General features: G+C 73.2%; 12 protein-coding genes. 7 read left to right on the top strand and 5 right to left on the bottom strand.

The window, feature by feature from the left end; genetic code table 11:
- Positions 1–710: 710 nt before the first annotated feature.
- The 3 genes from HN013_RS15770 to HN013_RS15760 all read left to right on the top strand — a co-directional run bounded on the left by HN013_RS15770 (position 711) and on the right by HN013_RS15760 (position 3,380).
- Entirely contained in the window at positions 711–1,307 is a 597-nt protein-coding gene (locus HN013_RS15770) for a carbonic anhydrase (RefSeq protein ID WP_171166774.1), read from the top strand.
- Between the two features lie 66 nt (positions 1,308–1,373).
- Entirely contained in the window at positions 1,374–2,831 is a 1,458-nt protein-coding gene (locus HN013_RS15765) for a SulP family inorganic anion transporter (protein ID WP_171166773.1), read from the top strand.
- Positions 2,832–3,005: 174 nt separating this feature from the next.
- The gene (locus tag HN013_RS15760) at positions 3,006–3,380 is read left to right on the top strand and encodes a DUF1963 domain-containing protein (RefSeq protein WP_171166772.1); all 375 of its coding nucleotides are present in this window, start codon (positions 3,006–3,008) and stop codon (positions 3,378–3,380) included.
- A 10-nt stretch (positions 3,381–3,390) separates the two neighbouring features.
- Here the strand turns inward: HN013_RS15760 and HN013_RS15755 are convergent, their stop codons facing one another.
- On the bottom strand, positions 3,391–4,296 hold the full coding sequence (locus HN013_RS15755) for a TetR/AcrR family transcriptional regulator (RefSeq protein WP_212764394.1): 906 nt from the start codon (positions 4,294–4,296) through the stop codon (positions 3,391–3,393).
- A 111-nt stretch (positions 4,297–4,407) separates the two neighbouring features.
- Here HN013_RS15755 and HN013_RS15750 point away from each other — a divergent pair, with 111 nt between their 5' ends.
- The 4 genes from HN013_RS15750 to HN013_RS15735 all read left to right on the top strand — a co-directional run bounded on the left by HN013_RS15750 (position 4,408) and on the right by HN013_RS15735 (position 8,748).
- Positions 4,408–4,884, top strand: coding sequence for a hypothetical protein (locus HN013_RS15750; protein ID WP_171166771.1), 477 nt, complete (start codon positions 4,408–4,410; stop codon positions 4,882–4,884).
- 333 nt (positions 4,885–5,217) lie between these two features.
- Positions 5,218–6,081 carry a putative RNA methyltransferase gene (locus HN013_RS15745; RefSeq protein ID WP_171166770.1) on the top strand — a complete coding sequence of 288 codons (864 nt, stop codon included), beginning with the start codon at positions 5,218–5,220 and terminating at the stop codon, positions 6,079–6,081.
- A 205-nt stretch (positions 6,082–6,286) separates the two neighbouring features.
- On the top strand, positions 6,287–7,801 hold the full coding sequence (locus HN013_RS15740; RefSeq protein WP_171166769.1) for a hypothetical protein: 1,515 nt from the start codon (positions 6,287–6,289) through the stop codon (positions 7,799–7,801).
- 242 nt (positions 7,802–8,043) lie between these two features.
- Entirely contained in the window at positions 8,044–8,748 is a 705-nt protein-coding gene (locus tag HN013_RS15735) for a hypothetical protein (protein ID WP_171166768.1), read from the top strand.
- Between the two features lie 44 nt (positions 8,749–8,792).
- Here the strand turns inward: HN013_RS15735 and HN013_RS15730 are convergent, their stop codons facing one another.
- The 4 genes from HN013_RS15730 to HN013_RS15715 form a co-directional block, all read right to left on the bottom strand.
- Positions 8,793–10,061, bottom strand: a complete 1,269-nt coding sequence (locus HN013_RS15730) for a DUF2201 family putative metallopeptidase (RefSeq protein ID WP_312018615.1) — start codon at positions 10,059–10,061, stop codon at positions 8,793–8,795.
- Positions 10,058–11,311 carry a MoxR family ATPase gene (locus HN013_RS15725; RefSeq protein ID WP_171166767.1) on the bottom strand — a complete coding sequence of 418 codons (1,254 nt, stop codon included), beginning with the start codon at positions 11,309–11,311 and terminating at the stop codon, positions 10,058–10,060. The genes HN013_RS15730 and HN013_RS15725 overlap by 4 nt, the downstream gene beginning before the upstream one ends.
- 427 nt (positions 11,312–11,738) lie before the next feature.
- Entirely contained in the window at positions 11,739–13,139 is a 1,401-nt protein-coding gene (locus tag HN013_RS15720; protein ID WP_171166766.1) for a hypothetical protein, read from the bottom strand.
- A 107-nt stretch (positions 13,140–13,246) separates the two neighbouring features.
- The gene (locus HN013_RS15715) at positions 13,247–15,526 is read right to left on the bottom strand and encodes an alpha-N-acetylglucosaminidase (RefSeq protein ID WP_171166765.1); all 2,280 of its coding nucleotides are present in this window, start codon (positions 15,524–15,526) and stop codon (positions 13,247–13,249) included.
- Between the last annotated feature and the right edge of the window lie 192 nt (positions 15,527–15,718).

Here is a 15,718-nt window from a genome sequence, read left to right as displayed (position 1 = left end):
TCCCGGCTCCGGGGTGGCTTGTTTTGTTTCCAGGGGCCGAGAGCGGGTTGTGTGGTGCTTTGTGCAGGCGTAATGGCCTTTCCGCGCGCCCCCGTTGCGCGCTCCCGTTGTTTTCATGGACGTCGAGCGCCAATTACTCAGTCGAGGGCAGGATTTGGCTTTCTTTTGACCCAACACTGCGGGTAGCGTGGAGGCCAAGGGCTGCTAAGGCCGCTGGAAAACCTCCGGCACCGAAGCCGCCTTCGCGCGAGGGCACGGAGATGCCTGCGATCGACGGTTCACTTACTCGGGGGAGTGTGTACTGATGGAACGACGGGTCCGGAGCAGGGCCGCAGGCCTGCCGGAACAGCCGCACCGGGATGTGGAGTCCCGGTCGTACCGCCGCACCACGGCGGTGCGTGTGGCGCGGTAGTCGGGCACCCGCACCCTGTTCCTCCCGCAGTACCTCTTACCCGCGTTCCCGTCGTCCGTCCGAACATCCGAACGTCCATGGAAGCCCGGACGCCCGGTTGTTCGGGTTGGTCGTACGGTCGTTCGGAGACGGCTTCCGCGTTCCCGAACATCCCGCCCTTGCTCAATTCCCGCGTCAAGGACGACGCGCGGCATACGCCGACAGCCCGTGGACGGGCCGTCGGCATCTCACACCCAGTGCTGACCTTGAACACACCGCGCCCTGCCCGGAATCGGGCGGGCGCAGGAGAAAGGCCACCATGAGGTCCTTGATCGACAACGCCCGGTCCTTCGTCACCCACGTGGCGGAGCGCGCCGACGAATTCCGCGCCCTGGAAGCCGGACAGCGCCCGGAGGTGCTGTTCATCACCTGCTCCGACTCGCGCGTCGTGCCGTCGCTGATCACCGGCGCCCGGCCCGGCGAGCTGTTCGAACTGCGCACCGCGGGGAACATCGTCCCCGAGTACAGCGGCGACCATCCCACCAGCGAGACGGCCACCATCGAGTACGCGGTCCGGGTGCTGGGCGTCCGGGACATCGTCGTCTGCGGCCACTCCCACTGCGGCGCCGTCCAGGCGCTGGTGGGCGGGGACGACCTGTCCGCCGTGCCGGCCGTGCGGGGCTGGCTGGAGCGGACGGTCGCCTGGCCGTTGAACGAGCCGGTGGGGTCCGGCACGCCGGACCTCGCCGTGCCGGTGCAGCGGCACGCGGTGTCCCAGGCGGAACGGCTGCGCACCCACCCGTGCGTGCGCGAGCGGCTCGACGCCGGAACCCTCGGCGTGCACGCCTGGTACTACGAAGTGCACACCGGTGCGGTCAGGGAGCACCGGTCCGATGGGCGATTCCACCTGCTGTGACACGCGTTCGCCCACCGCTCGGGCGATCACCGTCCCCATCCCCCCACAGCTGAGGAACCCTCACCCATGTACTCGACCCTCAAAGACCCAGTGAACCTGAGGCGGGACATCCTCGCCTCGCTAGTCGTCTTCCTGGTGGCCCTCCCCCTGTGCGTGGGGGTGGCGGTGGCCTCCGGGGTCCCCGCGGAACTCGGGCTGATCACCGGCATCGTGGGCGGCCTGGTCGTCGGCTTCCTGCCGGGCAGCTCCCTCCAGGTCAGCGGCCCCGCGGCCGGTCTGACGGTGCTCGTCCTGGAGGCCGTCAACGAGTTCGGCCTCGGCGCCCTGGGCGCCCTCGTCCTGGCCACCGGCCTGATCCAGATAGCCCTCGGCGCCCTGCACTTCGGGCGGTTGTTCCGGGCCGTGTCCGTGGCGGTCGTGCAGGGCATGCTGGCCGGTATCGGGCTCGTCCTGTTCTTCGGTCAGCTCTACACGATGGCCGGGGAGAAGCAACCCCGGTCCGGGGTCGACAAGATCACCGGGGTGCCGGGGCTGCTGAAGACCGTGGCGTCCCACAGTGACGCCCTCACCCCCTTCATGGTGGGCGTCGGCACGATCGTCGTGCTCGTCCTGTGGAAGAAGCTCCCGGCCAGGGCACAGATGGTGCCCGCGCCTCTCGCGGCGGTGGCCCTCGCCACAGCCGTCACCGCCCTGGCCGGGGTGTCCGTGGCCCACGTGGAGTTCAATGGGCTGCTGGACGCGGTGCAGCCGCCCGGCGCGGGCGACTTCCGGTCCCTGGGCAGTATGGCCGCGCTGACCACGATCCTCGCCTTCGCCCTGATCGCCTCGGCGGAGAGCCTGTTCAGCGCCGCGGCGGTGGACCGGATGCACGACGGGCCGCGCACCGAGTACGACAAGGAGCTGATGGCCCAGGGCGTGGGCAACACGGTCTGCGGCATCCTGGGCGCCCTGCCCATGACGGCCGTGATCGTCCGCAGTTCGGCCAACGTCCAGGCGGGCGCGCGCACCAGGACCGCGCGCATCCTGCACGGCGCGTGGCTGCTGCTGTTCGCCGCGCTCCTGCCGGCCGCGGTCGGCGTGATCCCGCTGGCCGCACTCGCGGGCGTCCTGGTCCACGCGGGCTGCAAGCTCGTCCCGGTGAAGCAGATCCTGCCGCTCTGGCGGCAGCACCGCGGCGAGGCGGTGGTGCTGGCGGTCACCGCCATCGCCATCATCGTCACCAACATGTTCGAAGGCGTGCTCATCGGGCTGCTGCTCGCCGTCGTCAAGGCCGCCTGGGAGACGTCCCAGATCCACCTCGACGTACAGGAGACGGTGGAAGGCCGGCTCACGGTCACCGCGAGCGGCAACGCCACCTTCCTCCGGCTGCCCCGCATGCTCGAAACGCTCGAAGCGCTCCCCGAGGACCGTCCCGTGGAACTGGACCTGTCCCAGCTGCGCCACCTCGACCACGCGTGCCGCACGGTTCTGGAGACGTGGGCCGAGCAGCGCGGCACCACCTTCGAGGCCCTGACGAGGCGCTGACCGGGAGGCAGCGTTTGAGTGCGGGGTCCCTGCGGGGCCGGAGTCGGTGCGGATGCGCCGGCTCCGGCCCCGCGGTCGTCGTCCGGGCTGGTGCGGTAGGGGAGTTGGGGCGGGTGCGGGCCATTCCGGCGCAGGTCAGGGCCCGTTGTCAGTGGTGCCCGGCATCATCGGAGCATGACGTCGCAGAGCGCAGCCGACGAGCTGCGTGCCGTTGCCCGAGCGCACCTTCCGGCCGCTGCCGCGGAGCGCTGGATCTCGCTGCTCCGGCCCTGTGCCCGCCTGGTCCGGGCAGAGGCCGGGGACGAGGCGTCCGCCGGGGCGGACGCCATTCCGCGCGTGCCGTTGTCCGTCCGGCTGGAGGCGTCCGTGCCCGATCCCTGGCACCCGGTGGCCGAGGAGGCCTTCGCACCGGACCTGGGGGAGGGGGGGTGGACGCTGCTCGCCCAGTTCGCCATGAGCGACGGCTGCCTCTACTGGCTCATACGCCCGCGGGATCTGGCGGAACGGCGGTTCGACCGCGCCATGTTCACGTGGCAGCGGTACGACTGAGGAGGCTGTCTCAGCCGTCCGAGGGGCCGCCCGCTGCCCGTGCTTCCTCCGTGCTCTCACGCCTGCCTGCCCGTTCGTCCGCCTCCAGAGCCCCGCGGACGTCCGCGATCCGGGCCTCGTCCCAGACGACCGTGGGATCGGGTTCGAGGAAGGACAGGGCGACTCCGGCGACGGCCAGCGCCGGTTCGGACCACTCGGCGGTGCCGGCCGCGCCGAAGGGGTTGGCCCGGACGCGGCGGTCGGCCATGCCGGGGCTGGTGAGGGCGGTGATGACCAGTCCCCGCATGGTCGCGCCGACGAGCGTCGCCAGGGTGTCGAAGGTGGCGTCGAAGCCGGGACGCAGCCGGTAGCCGAGGAGGCCGGCCAGGCGGGCGTACGTTCCGGAGATCCGCTCCACGAAGCCCCGTTCGGTCCGGGCCAGCGCCGAGCGGACCTCCTCGCGGAGCTCGCCGTCGGCCAGGCTGAGGAAGGTCGCGTGGAGGGCGATGAAGGTGCGCCACTCCGTCGAGCCGTGGATGGTCTCGAAGTCGCCCAGCGCGCCCTGGCGCAGCAGTTCGACGCACAGGTCGTGCCGTTGGGCCGGGGTGGCGAGCCAGTCGAGGCGTTCCAGCACCACGCGCCGGACGAGGGCGGAGGACCGGGCCTCGGCGAGGGCCGCGGGGCCGGTGGCTCCGGCGAGCTCCTTGAGGAGGTCGCTGAAGAACAGGTCCTTGTAGGGCCAGCGGCGGTAGACGGCGCTGCGGGACACCCCGGCCTCGCGGATGACGTCCTCGAAGCCGATGTGTTCCAGGCTCACGGTCAGACCGGTCTCGTTGACCATGGCCAGCGCGGTCCGCAGCATGCGCTGCGCGGTCTCCTCGTCGGAGAGCCTGCGGCGGCGCCGGGCCAGGCCGGTGGGTGGTTGCTCGTCCCGCACGGGTGTAGCCTCTCGATCAAGAACTTGAGACACCATGTTCCAAGTTTGATATCCGTAACTCCACGTCCGAAGTCCGGTACACGCTACCAATGACGCACCACGAGGAGACTCATGTCCGCCCAGACCCAGCAACGACGGCCGGTGCCCGCCTCCGTGCGGAAGGCGATCAACGCCATGTACGCGGGAGCGGTGCTCACGCTGATCGCCGCCGCCTTCCCGGTCATCGACCAGGCCACCTCCGACTCCCTCGCCGACCGGCTGCGGAGCGCCTATCCGCACGACCCGTCCCGGCTCGACGCGGCGGAGTCCGGCATCCTCACCTATCTCTTCACCCTCGCTGTTGCCGGCCTCGTTCTGTGGACCTGGCTGGCGTGGGCCGGCCGCCGGGGAAAACGGTGGGCGCGGGCCGCCTCGACTGCGGTCTTCGTGCTGGCGACCTTTCTCTCCGTCTACAACTTCACCCAGCCGCATCCGACGCCGATGACCGTGGCCGGGCTGCTCCCCTGCGCCGCCGGGCTCGTCGCGGTCGCCCTGCTGTGGAAGGGGGACTCCGCCGGCCACTTCGGGAACGGGCGCGCCGCGGGGTGACGTGACCGGTGGTGCGGGGGCGGGCGGGTTGTCGCTTCGCGCGGATCGTTTGTCCCCGGGGAGATCGCCGGGTCTGTCGCCCCCGCTCCGTCCGCGGATCCGGCACCGCCCCGGGCGGCCCCTGCTCCCCGTCGCGACCAGCCCTCCCAGGTGCCCCGTCGTTGCCCAGGAGCCCCTGCACGGCCCCGTGTTAGCCTCGTGGCCATGGCATTCTCCAGCTGTCCTCTCGTCTTCCGCTGAGGCGGGGTCACGCCACGGCGCTCGTTCGTCCGGCCGCCGACGATCCCGACCGTTCACTGCTGACACGCGGCCGACCGCTGCGGAGGACCACGTATGCCCGCCCTTCCCGCCGCCCGTGAGGTGCGGCTCCGCCTCCTCTCCGTCCTGACCTGCCCGCACTGCGGCGACCGGCTGGCGCTGGACGAGGGGGTGGTGCGCTGCGCGGGGCGTCACTCGTTCGACATCGCGCGACAGGGGTACGTCGGTCTGCTGACCGGCAATGTGCGGGGCGGCAGCGCGGACACGGCGGACATGGTGCGGGCGCGCTCGGCGTTCCTGGGGGCCGGTCACTACGACCCGCTGACCCGGGAGCTGGCCCGGACCGTGGCGTCGCTGTGCCCGGCCGACGGCACGCTCCTGGACGCGGGTGCCGGTACCGGTCACTACCTCGCCGCGGCGCTGGACGTGCTGCCGGGGGCCGTCGGACTGGGGCTCGACGCCTCCAAGTTCGCGCTGCGCCAGGCGGCCCGTGCCCATCCGCGGGCCTGGGCGGCGACGTGGGACGTGTGGCGGCCGCTGCCGGTGCGTTCGGGGTCCGTGGACGTCGTGCTCAACGTCTTCGCGCCGCGCAACGGGGAGGAGTTCCACCGGGTCCTGCGGCCGGGCGGCGCGCTCGTGGTCGTGACGCCGACCGCCCGTCACCTGGCCGGGCTGCGGGAGTCCCTGGGCCTGCTCACGGTGGACGCGGACAAGGAGGACCGGCTGCGGCGGACGCTCGGCGACCGCTTCGCCCCCGACGGGTCCGCCACGCACGAGTACACCGTCGGCCTCCCGGCCGCGGACGTGGAGAACCTGGTGCTCATGGGCCCGTCAGCGCGGCACGTCACGCCGGAGGAGCTGCGGTCCCGCATCGCCCGGCTGGACCTGCCGCTGAGCGTCACCGTCTCCTGCCGCGTCTCGGTGTTCCGGCCGTTGTGACGCACCGGCCCCGAGGCGGGCCGGAACGTTCCGGCGCCCCGGCGCCCGTGATCCACCCGGCGCCTGTGACGCAGATCATCCGCTGAGCCCCGGGCGATCGATTCTCGGTTCGCGGCGTGCATGACACGATCATGCGGTTCCTTACCAGTGAGTAATCGCAGTTCGTCCCGCTGTCATGCGGCAGGCACGCCCCCGAGGATCAGACTTGCGCAAGCGCCACAAGAGAGTGCTCTTCCCCGCCCTGACGGCCCTGACCGGCCTGTCCCTGGCCCTCACCGGATGCTCGTCGTCCGGCGGTCCGCCCCCCGAGAAGACCGACGACCGGGCCGCGGCGCCCGCCGCCCCCGCCCCGTCGGCCCCGCAGGAACTCGCGGTCGCGGCGGCCCCCGCGGGCGCCGCCGCCGTGGTCGCCCCGGACGCGACGTCCGGGACGTCGGCCGCGCCCCGGCAGCAGCAGCCGCGCAAGTCGGCGCTGAAGGTGGCCTCGTACGACCGGAAGAGCGGACGGGCCGTCATCTCGGCCTCGGGAGGGAGCGGCGAGGGCGGCGGGAAGCCCGGCTCCGGGCGGCCGGCGGCCCCGGCGAAGCCCGTCGCCGTCGGTGACGTCTTCGCCAGCGCCCCCACGCCCGGCGCTCCGGACGGCGTGCTGGCCAAGGTCACCAAGGTGGTCGGGAAGACCGACAAGGGCCTGGAGATCCGCACCGCCCCGGCGACGCTCCCCGCGCTGCTGGGTGCCTCCGAGGCGAAGGGCAAGGTCGCCGTCGACCCGGCCGCCGTCAAGGTCAAGCCGCTCGTTCCCGGCGTCAAGGTGTCCTGGGCGAAGCGCGGGAACCTGCGCTTCGGTCCGCAGGGCGCCAAGCTGCCCCTGGGCAGCCTGGCGCCCTGCGGACCGAAGCGCAGGTTCCCGCGCTTCGGTCCGCAGGGCGCCAAGCTGCCCCTGGGCAGCCTGCGCGTCGACGTCGCGACGGCGATCGCCACCGCCAAGGGCGCCCCGGCGTCCGCGAAGGCGTCGGTCGACGGCTTCGTCCAGCTCGCCCCCGAGGTCGACTTCGCCTACGACGGCCGGGGCACGGACGGCCGCGCGCCCGGCACCGCGTCCCTGGCCCTGGCCGGCGACTGGTCGGCCCAGTGGGAGCTGAAGGGCCAGGCCGCCGCGTCCACGGAGGCCGCGCCGCTGCGGATTCCGTTCGCCACCCTGCACGCGACGCCGGTCGTGCAGGTCGGCCCGGTGCCGGTCGTGGTCAACGCCGACCTCACCTGCTACCTCCAGGTGGACGCCGACGGGAAGATCAGCGTCGACGTGAAGCAGGACGTCAAGGGCGACTTCACGGTCGGCGGCTCCTACAGCCGCGCCAAGGGCTGGGCCCCCGTCAGCAAATCCTCCCTCAAAGGCTCGCCCGTACGGGCCTCGGTGGCCGCCGGCGGCCGGGTGAAGGCCGCGCTGGGCGCGGAGGCGACCGTCGGTCTCTACGGCACGGTCGGCGTGACGGGCAACCTCTCGCCGTACCTGCGGGCCGAGGGCGACGTGCGGGCGACCGCGTCGAGCGACGGGAAGAAGTCACTGAAGGGGACGTGGGGGGCGTTCGGCGGTGTCGACCTGAACGGCGCGCTCCAGCTCCAGTTGAAGATATTCGGCACCCCAGTCTTCGAGCGGAAGCTGCCGCTGCCGGGGCTGCACCGGGAGTGGAAGCTGGCGGGCTCGAAGCCGCGGAAGGGTTAGGGGCCCGGAAGGGCTCAGGAGCAGCAGGAAACGCCGGACGAGGCTGATTGATGGCCCGTCCGGCGTTTCGCGTTCCGGCGGCGCCGACGCCATCGCCGCGACGGACGCTGCGCCCGTCACCGCCCGGTCCGGCACCGAGCCGGCTCGGACGCGGGGCGGTGGCGGGCAGAGCTGTCCTGTCGTAGGCCGGTGTTAACGTCCGTGCAGACACCTGGAGTTGAACCGTTCCGAAAGGTTGCTTGATGCCTCCCAAGCTTGTCTCCCGCCGTATATATCCCCAGAACATCGCGAGCCTCGACAAGGTGGCCGGTATCGAGCCGGGATCCGTCAGCCTGCACGCGAAGGGCCTTGACGCAGCCGGATACGCACGCCTGGCGCGCTTTCTCGGCGAGCACGGCAACCTTGTCCGCAGTCTGAAGGTGCAGTCCGGTTATGGCATCAACGGTCACGGCGAGCTGCAGCACATCGACTTCGCGGCGAGCTGCCCGAACCTCAGGACCTTGGACGTCAAGCGCGTCGCGTTCAACGACTCGGTTTTCGCCCATCCGGCTCTGGTCGATCTGCGCCTGCGGGAGTCGAAGTATGTCGGCGGCTCTCCGATCGTCGTCGACAAGGAACAGCCTCTGCGGATACTGGAGTTCCATGACTGTCTCGTCAAGGTGGACACCCTTGCGATCGCCGCCGATTCCGAGGTCAGGAGGTTCAGGTACTACCTCGACGAGGACTACGCGGAAGCATGCCCGGACAACTTCGACGTCTATGGGAAGCACCTGGAAGAGATCACGATCAATGCGTGCTGGACCTACACGGTGACCACCAACCGGGCGTCCGAACGTCACAACCGGCACCGCACGTTTCGTGCGGGCCAGTACGGCAATGTGACCCACGTGTACTACAAGGACAACGGGGACAAGGTGGTCCAGGAGTACGGGGCGGAAGCCGACTAGGCGTTCGGAGACGCACGCCCGCACGCCCGCCCGGGCCCGGGCGCTCATCGCGCAGCAGGACCCGACCCGATCTCCACCACCCTCGCCCACGCCGGCGGCACGTCCGGCCGGTAGTCGGGGTCGTCCTCGTCCCATGACGTCGACGGCAGCCGCGGGAACAGCCCCACGACCGTCCGGCACGGCGGGCGGGTGTCCGGCCACGGCGTCTGCCCGTCGGTGAGGGCCACGACGACGTCCGGGCGGGGGTGGGACCGGAGCGCGCGGGCGAAGCCGGCGCGGAGGTCCGTGCCGCCGCCGCCCACCAGGGGTATCCCTTCGGCGCGGCACAGCGGGTGCACGGCCTGGGCCGCCGCGTCGCACGGCAGCACGGAGACCAGGTCGCGACGGCCGCCCACGGCGCGGGAGATGGCGGCGACCTCCAGGAGGGCGCTGCCCAGTTCGGCGTCGCTGACCGACCCGGACGTGTCGATGACCACGGAGACCCGGGGCGGCCTGCGCCGGAGGCTCGGCAGCACGGCGCCCGGCACTCCGGCCGAGCGCCGCGACGGCCGGCCGTAGGTGTAGTCCTCGCCCGCGCCGGAGCCGGAGACGGCCGAACGGACCGCCGCGCCCAGCAGTTCCCGCCAGGGCTGCGGCGGATGGAACGCCTCCTCGGCCCACCGCCGCCATCCCGCCGGGGCGTCACCGGGGCGGGCGGTGATGCCCTGCGCCACGCGGAACCGCACGGCGTCGATGTCGTGCGCGCCGAGGCCGTGCGCGCCGTCCGGCCCGCGTTCCCACTCCCGGTCCAGGCCGTCGGCGCCGCTGCCGCAGTCCAGCCAGACCAGGTCCTGGGCCAGCGGGCCGAGCCGGAACTGGCGCAGGTAGTCCTCCATCAGCTCCCCGTCGCGCAGATGCAAGGTCTCCGGCCGGACGGCGCCTTCGGGCCGGACCAGTCCGTCGCCGTAGATGTCGTCGTTGATCTCGCAGTCCGCGGCGATGTTCATCCGCAGCCGGTCGCCCGGGCCGGTCAGGCCGTGCTCCCGGGCGGCCCGGTCGCTGCGCCCGTGGTGGTCGCGCAGCAGGTGCGACACCTCGTGGACCCAGACCCCCGCCAGTTCCTCCACCGGCGTCCGGTCCACGAACGCCGGTGAGACGTAGCACCGCCAGTGCCGGTCGACGGCCATCGTCGGCACCCGCCGGGACTCCACGGTGTGCAGGGCGAACAGCGCCGTCGCCAGGTAGGGCCGGGCCCGGGCGGCGTGGAGCCGGGCGGCGAACAGCTTGTCGCGGTCGAGCGCCCGCGGCGTCGTGCCCTGTCCGTCCGCGTTCACCGGCCACCCCGCGCGGCGAGCGCGGCCCGGGCCGCCGCGTCGTCCGCCCGCCGGGAGAGGGACGCCGCTCCGGCGAGCCGCTCGATCGACGCGGGGACGTCCCAGTCCTCCCGGCGCAGCGTGGCGAGCGTGGTCGCGGGGACGACCACCACGTCAGGGGCGCCGGTCTCCACTGCCCGGACCAGGAGCGCCCACGCCGCGTCCCAGCGGGACCGCTCCGGGCGCTTGCGGACGGCGGACACCACGGCGTCGAGCGCGGCCTGACGGAGGTCGCCCCGCTCGGGCAGGACGGCGGCCGCCGGGTCGGCGAGGAGCGTCTCGGGGTCGGGGAGGTCCATCCGGTCCAGGGCGGCCAGCAGTTCCAGCCCGGGGCCGTCCCCCACCGTGCCCCTGACCAGCAGGGAGAGGACGTCGCGGGAGGAGCCGGCCGCGGTCGCGAAGGCGATCAGACGCAGGGTCGCCTCCCAGCTCCGGGGTGACGGCCAGGCGCCGCCCCTGCGGGCCTCGTTGCCGGGCAGCCGGTGCACCAGCCCCGGGCGGGCGGAGAGGAGCCCGCACACCGCGCGGCGGGCGAACGCCACGGCCTCCGGCAGCCGTTCCCGGTCGAGGCGGGGCAGCTCGGCCCGGGGCCAGGTGCCGCCGAGGCCGCGCACCACGACATCATGGTCGTGCGTCCACTGGAGGTGGACGAACCGGTTGGCCAGCGGCGGGCTCAGTTCCCAGCCGTCGGCCGCCGAGGAACGCGGGTTGGCGGCGGCCACGATCCGGACGCCGGGCGGCAGGCGCAGGGCGCCGATCCGGCGCTCCAGCACCAGGCGGAGCAGGGCGGCCTGGACGGCCGGTGGCGCGGTCGACAACTCGTCGAGGAACAGCAGTCCCCGGCCGGCCCGGACCAGTCGCACCGCCCAGTCCGGCGGGGCCATGGGGACGCCCTGCTCCGCCGGGTCGTCCCCGATCACGGGCAGGCCCGAGAAGTCGGACGGTTCGTGCACGCTGGCGATGACCGTGGTGAGAGGGAGGTCCAGCGTCGCGGCCAGCTGCGTCAGGGCCGCGGTCTTGCCGATCCCCGGCTCGCCCCAGAGGAGTACGGGCAGGTCGGCGGCGACGGCCAGGGTCAGGGCCTCCAGCTGGTCGTCGGGGCGCGGTTCGGTGGAGGTGTCGTTCAGCAGGGTCAGCAGCTCACCGGCGACGTCTAGTTGGGGAGTGAGGGAGGTCTCGGAGGGCGCGGGGAACGGGGTGTACATGGGCATGGTGATCACCTGTGGGTTCGAGGTGGGCGTTGGTGGGTGGGGCTCTTGGTGCCCCAAGGAGTGAAGGGCCCGGGTGTGAGCGCCGGTTGTGGAGGTGGTGGTCGCGCGGGGCCGGGGCCGGGTTCGGTGGTGGGCGTGGCTCGTGGAGCTGAGGGGGGAGAGGCGAAGGGTGCGGGCATGGGCGCTGGTTGTGGAGGTGGTGGTCGCGCGGGGACGAGGCCGGGTCCGGTGGCGGGCGTGGCTCGTGGAGCCGAAGGGAGTGGAAGGAGTGAGGAGAGCGTGAAGGTGAAGCGCCAGGGCCTGAGCGTCAGTTGTGGAGGCGGTGGTCGCGAGCGGGGCACGCGGCCACGGCCGGTGATGGACGTGGCTCGTGGAGCCGAGACCGGATGAAGGGCGTGAAGGGAGTGAGGGGGACGAAGGGCCCGGGTCAGAAGTGGACGGCGTCGCGTCGGCGTGAGCGCCGGTCGCGGGGGCGGCGGTCACCGGCGGGGACGCGGCCGGGTCCGGCCAGCCCCGCCCGGTACAGCCCGTGGAGGATCCGCCGCCGCGCCGCCGTCTCCAGCGCGTCGCGCAGAGCGCCGTCGCGCAGCACCGCGCCGGGACCCAGCAGGTCCTCGACGACGGCCAGGGCGCCGGCGGTGTCGCCATGGCGGAGGCGTTCGCGGATACCGGGGAGGCAGTCGGGACGGCGGTGCGCCTCGTCGATGATCCGCAGGCAGGGAAGCGGCGTACCGCCCAGCTCGGCCAGCAGTTCCTCCCGCCGGATCTCGGCCGGGTCGTGGTCCAGTGGGGCCAGCATCCCGTCGACCATGGCGATCCGGTGCCGGGCTCCCCGGCACTCCACGAGGTGTGGGTGTCCCGTCCGGTCCGGAGCCCCGGACGCACCGGCGGGCGGGAGGCCGGGCGCCAGTGCCGCGGCGACCAGCGGGTGCAGCCGGCCGGCCCCGATCATGCCGGTGCGGAGCAGTTCCCGGTCGGGCGGCACCCAGGTCGCCGCGTCGGGGAGGACGGGCAGGGTGGAGATGTCGCCGTCCGGCGGCGCCTCCGCGATCCGCGCCGCGGGCGGACCGACGCCGTCCCGGCTCGCGAACCAGTCCAGTTCCAGGACCAGTCGGTGCCGAGCGCCGAGCCGTACGGTGACGCCACCGGCGCCCCGCCCTTCGGCGCGGAGCAGGATCTCCGCCTCGGCCGCCCACCGGTCGACGGCGCAGCGGCCGGGCGGCACCCGGGCCGTCAGGCCGTCGGCCGGGGATTCACCGGCACCGGTCCCGGACCGGGTCCGCAGCTCGGCGCTCCTGCGCGCGTCCCAGAGATGGCGGTGCAGGTCGAGCCGGAACCGTCGGCTGGGACGGGGGTGCGGGTGGCGGCCGGCGCCGGTGCGGGATCCGTCCCACAGCGCGAGGCTGATCCGCTGCCCGGCGTCCGCCCAGGCGGGCGGGGTGCGGACCACGAGGTGCACCGGGCGCGTACCGTCCCGCCCCGCGGTGCCGTACCGCGCCAGCGTGAGGGTGAGGCCCGGGCGCAGCAGCCCGTCCGGGGCGATCCTCGGCATGTGCCAGCGCAGCAGGTCCGGAGCCAAGTGGCGCAGATCGTCGCGGAGTTGGGCGGCAGCGTCCCGGCCGTGGGTACGTGCCACGGAGCGCGCGTCAAAATCAACGTCTACGCCCGCCGCGGCACAGGCCCCCGCCCAGTCCCCGGCGAGGCGGCGGGCGGTGGCGGTCTCGATCATGGAGGGCGGCACGGCGAACTCGCGCACGCGCGGCCAGAAGGAAAGGGAGAACCAGGGAGAGGAGGGGCGGGAGTTCCCGTTCGCGGTGTGAGTGAGCATCAGCACTCACCTTGCGCGGACGGGTCCCCCAATCTGTGTGCAGAATGAGTCGTCATCGCGGGGAGCATAACCTCCTCGGCCGCGATCTGTCAGGGCCCGCCCGGCGCTTACAGCCTCGCCGCCACCTTCCGCGCCACCGCGACGATGTCCCCGGCCGGCTTCGCCGGGTACGCCGGCCGCTTGCGCGTCCAGCGGTCCTCCAGCGCGAACCAGTCGATCGGCTTCGGCTTCCGCCGGGCCGTGAGCGCCGCGTCGAGCTCCGTGAAGTACGTCTTCCAGCGCAGCCGGTACAATCCGCCCACCAGCCCCGCCCATTCGCGGTTGGCGTAGTCGTGCAGCTTGCCGCCGTCCGCCGAGGCGCGCGGGCCCCAGACGGTCAGCAGGGAGACGGCGTCGTGCTCCAGGCGGTCGCGCTCGGCGGCGTTGGAGCCCCAGGCGCGGGCCTCGGCGATCCAGCGGCCGAGCAGGTGGCGGTCGCCGGTGGCGACGACCTCCTCCAGGAGGTCCATGAGGTCGAGCCACTGCCGGGTCAGCAGCCGGAAGCGCGCCCGGTCGCCCGCGTCGTACGCGGCCTTGATCCGGGGGAGGAGCAGCCGGCTGCGGTTGGCGAGGCACTGCCGGGCGACGTCGAGGAGGTCGTACCGGTAGGCCGAACTGCCGCGCAGCGCGGGGGCGACGGCGAGCAGCGCGGGCAGCGCCTCGGCGAACTCGGCGGCGTCGTAGCGCAGGGCGCGCGGGGACCAGGCGCCGCCCCGGTTGACGGCCAGGTCGGGGCGGGCGCCGAACAGCCCGTCGGCCGCCTCGCTCCAGCCGTCGGAGCGGGAGGTGCCGTAGGCGGTGCGGCGCAGGACGTCCCAGGCGTGGACGGCGTTCCGGTCGGTGGCGCCGTACCGCTGGGCGGGCCAGCGCGCGAACCAGTCCTTGAGGTCCACGCGCCCGGCGGTCCAGGCCAGGTCGGAGAAGAGGGCGAAGGCGGCGGGGTTGTTGTCGGCCGCCTCGGGCATCAGGGCGATGCCGCGCAGGGCGCTGCCCTTCTTGGTGCGCCAGCGGTGGTAAAGGGCCGCCCAGTCCGGGGTGTTGGCGCCGAGGGCGGTGTGGCCGCCGAAGTTCCAGATGGTGCCGAAGGCGTACGGGGTGCCGCCCCAGTCCTTCTCGCGGTCGGTGACGTGCGGGTAGTGGTCCGGGATGCCGTCGAGGACGAGCATCCGGGAGCGGTCGACGGCGTCGAGGATCTCGCGGCGGGGGTTGGTCTGCCAACCGAGTATGGCCCAGGTCGCCCCGGGGTGGGCGGTGCGCAGCGCCTTCTCGACGGCCTTCGCGGCGGCGCCGATGGGGACGGGGCCCGGGGTGCCGCCCTCGTGCAGCAGGTCGATCTTGTACATCGCGGAGGCGCCGTAGAGCTCCTGCTGCACCCGGTAGAACGTGCGGGCGACGCGGGTGAAGTGGCCGGTGCGCGGGTCGAGCCAGTCGGGTCTGCGGAAGCCGGCCCAGTCGCCCTGCGGGACGGTGCGGGCGCCCTTGTTGCGCCGGGCGAAGTCGGGCGGGACGGTGCCGGCGTAACCGGGGAGCACCGGCGTCATGCCCAGCTCGCGCAGCCGCCGCACGATCCGCTTCGCCAGGGCGGCGCGGCGGTCGAGGAGGGAGCGGGAGACGGGGCCGCCGAAGGAGCTCATGTTCTGCATGAGCCACCAGGGCTGGTGGGCCGGTCCGGGAACCCAATTCCGGACTTCAGCGTCGGTGTAACCGTGTTCGATGAACGTTCGATGGTAGACCGCGTCGGCGCCCGCGTAGACCAGCACTTCGTTGAAGCCGTGCAGGGCGAGGACGTCGATTTCGTGTTCCCAGTAGGCCCAGTCCCGGTAGGGGCCGGTGTAGCCGTCGTTGGTGTCGTTGAGCGCGAAGCGGTGGCGGACGTTGGCCGCGGCGGTGACGCTGCCCCGGACGGCGGGGAGCGTGGCCGGCAGGCTTGTGCGCTCGCCGCTCCACGAGAAGTGCGCGTGGGCGACGTCCCGCAGATAGCGGTGGAAGCCGGCCAGCTGGACGGCCGGGGTGCTGCCCTCGACGAGGATGCGGCCCGCCGGGCCCGTGACCCGGAAGACGTCCGCGCCGGAGCGGCGGGGCACGGTGCGGAAGGTGACCTGGCCGTGGTGGCGGGGCAGCAGCCGGGCCAGCGCCGCGGCGGCGGCACCACCGCCGGAGGCGCCGGACGCTTCGGAGGCGTCGGATGTGCCGGACGTGGCGGGCGGGGCGCCGGGGGCGTCCGGGGCTCCCGGTGCGGCTCCGGAGGCCGCGGCGGCTGTCGCGGCTGTCGCGGCCGGGACGCCTATGGCGCCGAGCGCGGCGGAGCCGGCGAGGGCGCCGAGGACCGAGCGGCGGGCGATGGGCATGAGTGACCTCCGAGGCAGCTGCGGCTACCGGCCTGGACCACTTGAGCGCCGAGATCCTATGAGCCTGCGGCTGTCGGGCGTCAAGAGCGCCCCAGGCGAATCAGTCACACCGGTAACATTTACCGCGAATGGCCCCAATCGGGTCGGTGTTCCGTCCCCCGTTCGGCCCGCCCGGCCACTGCCACCACCCTG

Origin of the sequence: Streptomyces sp. I05A-00742, assembly GCF_013055795.1 — a bacterium.
In the GTDB taxonomy this organism is placed as follows: domain Bacteria; phylum Actinomycetota; class Actinomycetes; order Streptomycetales; family Streptomycetaceae; genus Streptomyces.
The sequence above is the reverse complement of the archived record's forward strand: the minus strand, read 5'-3'. Positions and strand labels throughout refer to the sequence as shown.

Coding starts and splice junctions, on each gene's coding strand:
- HN013_RS15770 (WP_171166774.1), top strand. CDS start 711: ATGAGGTCCTTGATCGACAACGCCCGGTCCTTCGTCACCCACGTGGCG.
- HN013_RS15765 (WP_171166773.1), top strand. CDS start 1,374: ATGTACTCGACCCTCAAAGACCCAGTGAACCTGAGGCGGGACATCCTC.
- HN013_RS15760 (WP_171166772.1), top strand. CDS start 3,006: ATGACGTCGCAGAGCGCAGCCGACGAGCTGCGTGCCGTTGCCCGAGCG.
- HN013_RS15750 (WP_171166771.1), top strand. CDS start 4,408: ATGTCCGCCCAGACCCAGCAACGACGGCCGGTGCCCGCCTCCGTGCGG.
- HN013_RS15745 (WP_171166770.1), top strand. CDS start 5,218: ATGCCCGCCCTTCCCGCCGCCCGTGAGGTGCGGCTCCGCCTCCTCTCC.
- HN013_RS15735 (WP_171166768.1), top strand. CDS start 8,044: ATGCCTCCCAAGCTTGTCTCCCGCCGTATATATCCCCAGAACATCGCG.
- HN013_RS15725 (WP_171166767.1), bottom strand. CDS start 11,311: ATGCCCATGTACACCCCGTTCCCCGCGCCCTCCGAGACCTCCCTCACT.
- HN013_RS15720 (WP_171166766.1), bottom strand. CDS start 13,139: ATGCTCACTCACACCGCGAACGGGAACTCCCGCCCCTCCTCTCCCTGG.
- HN013_RS15715 (WP_171166765.1), bottom strand. CDS start 15,526: ATGCCCATCGCCCGCCGCTCGGTCCTCGGCGCCCTCGCCGGCTCCGCC.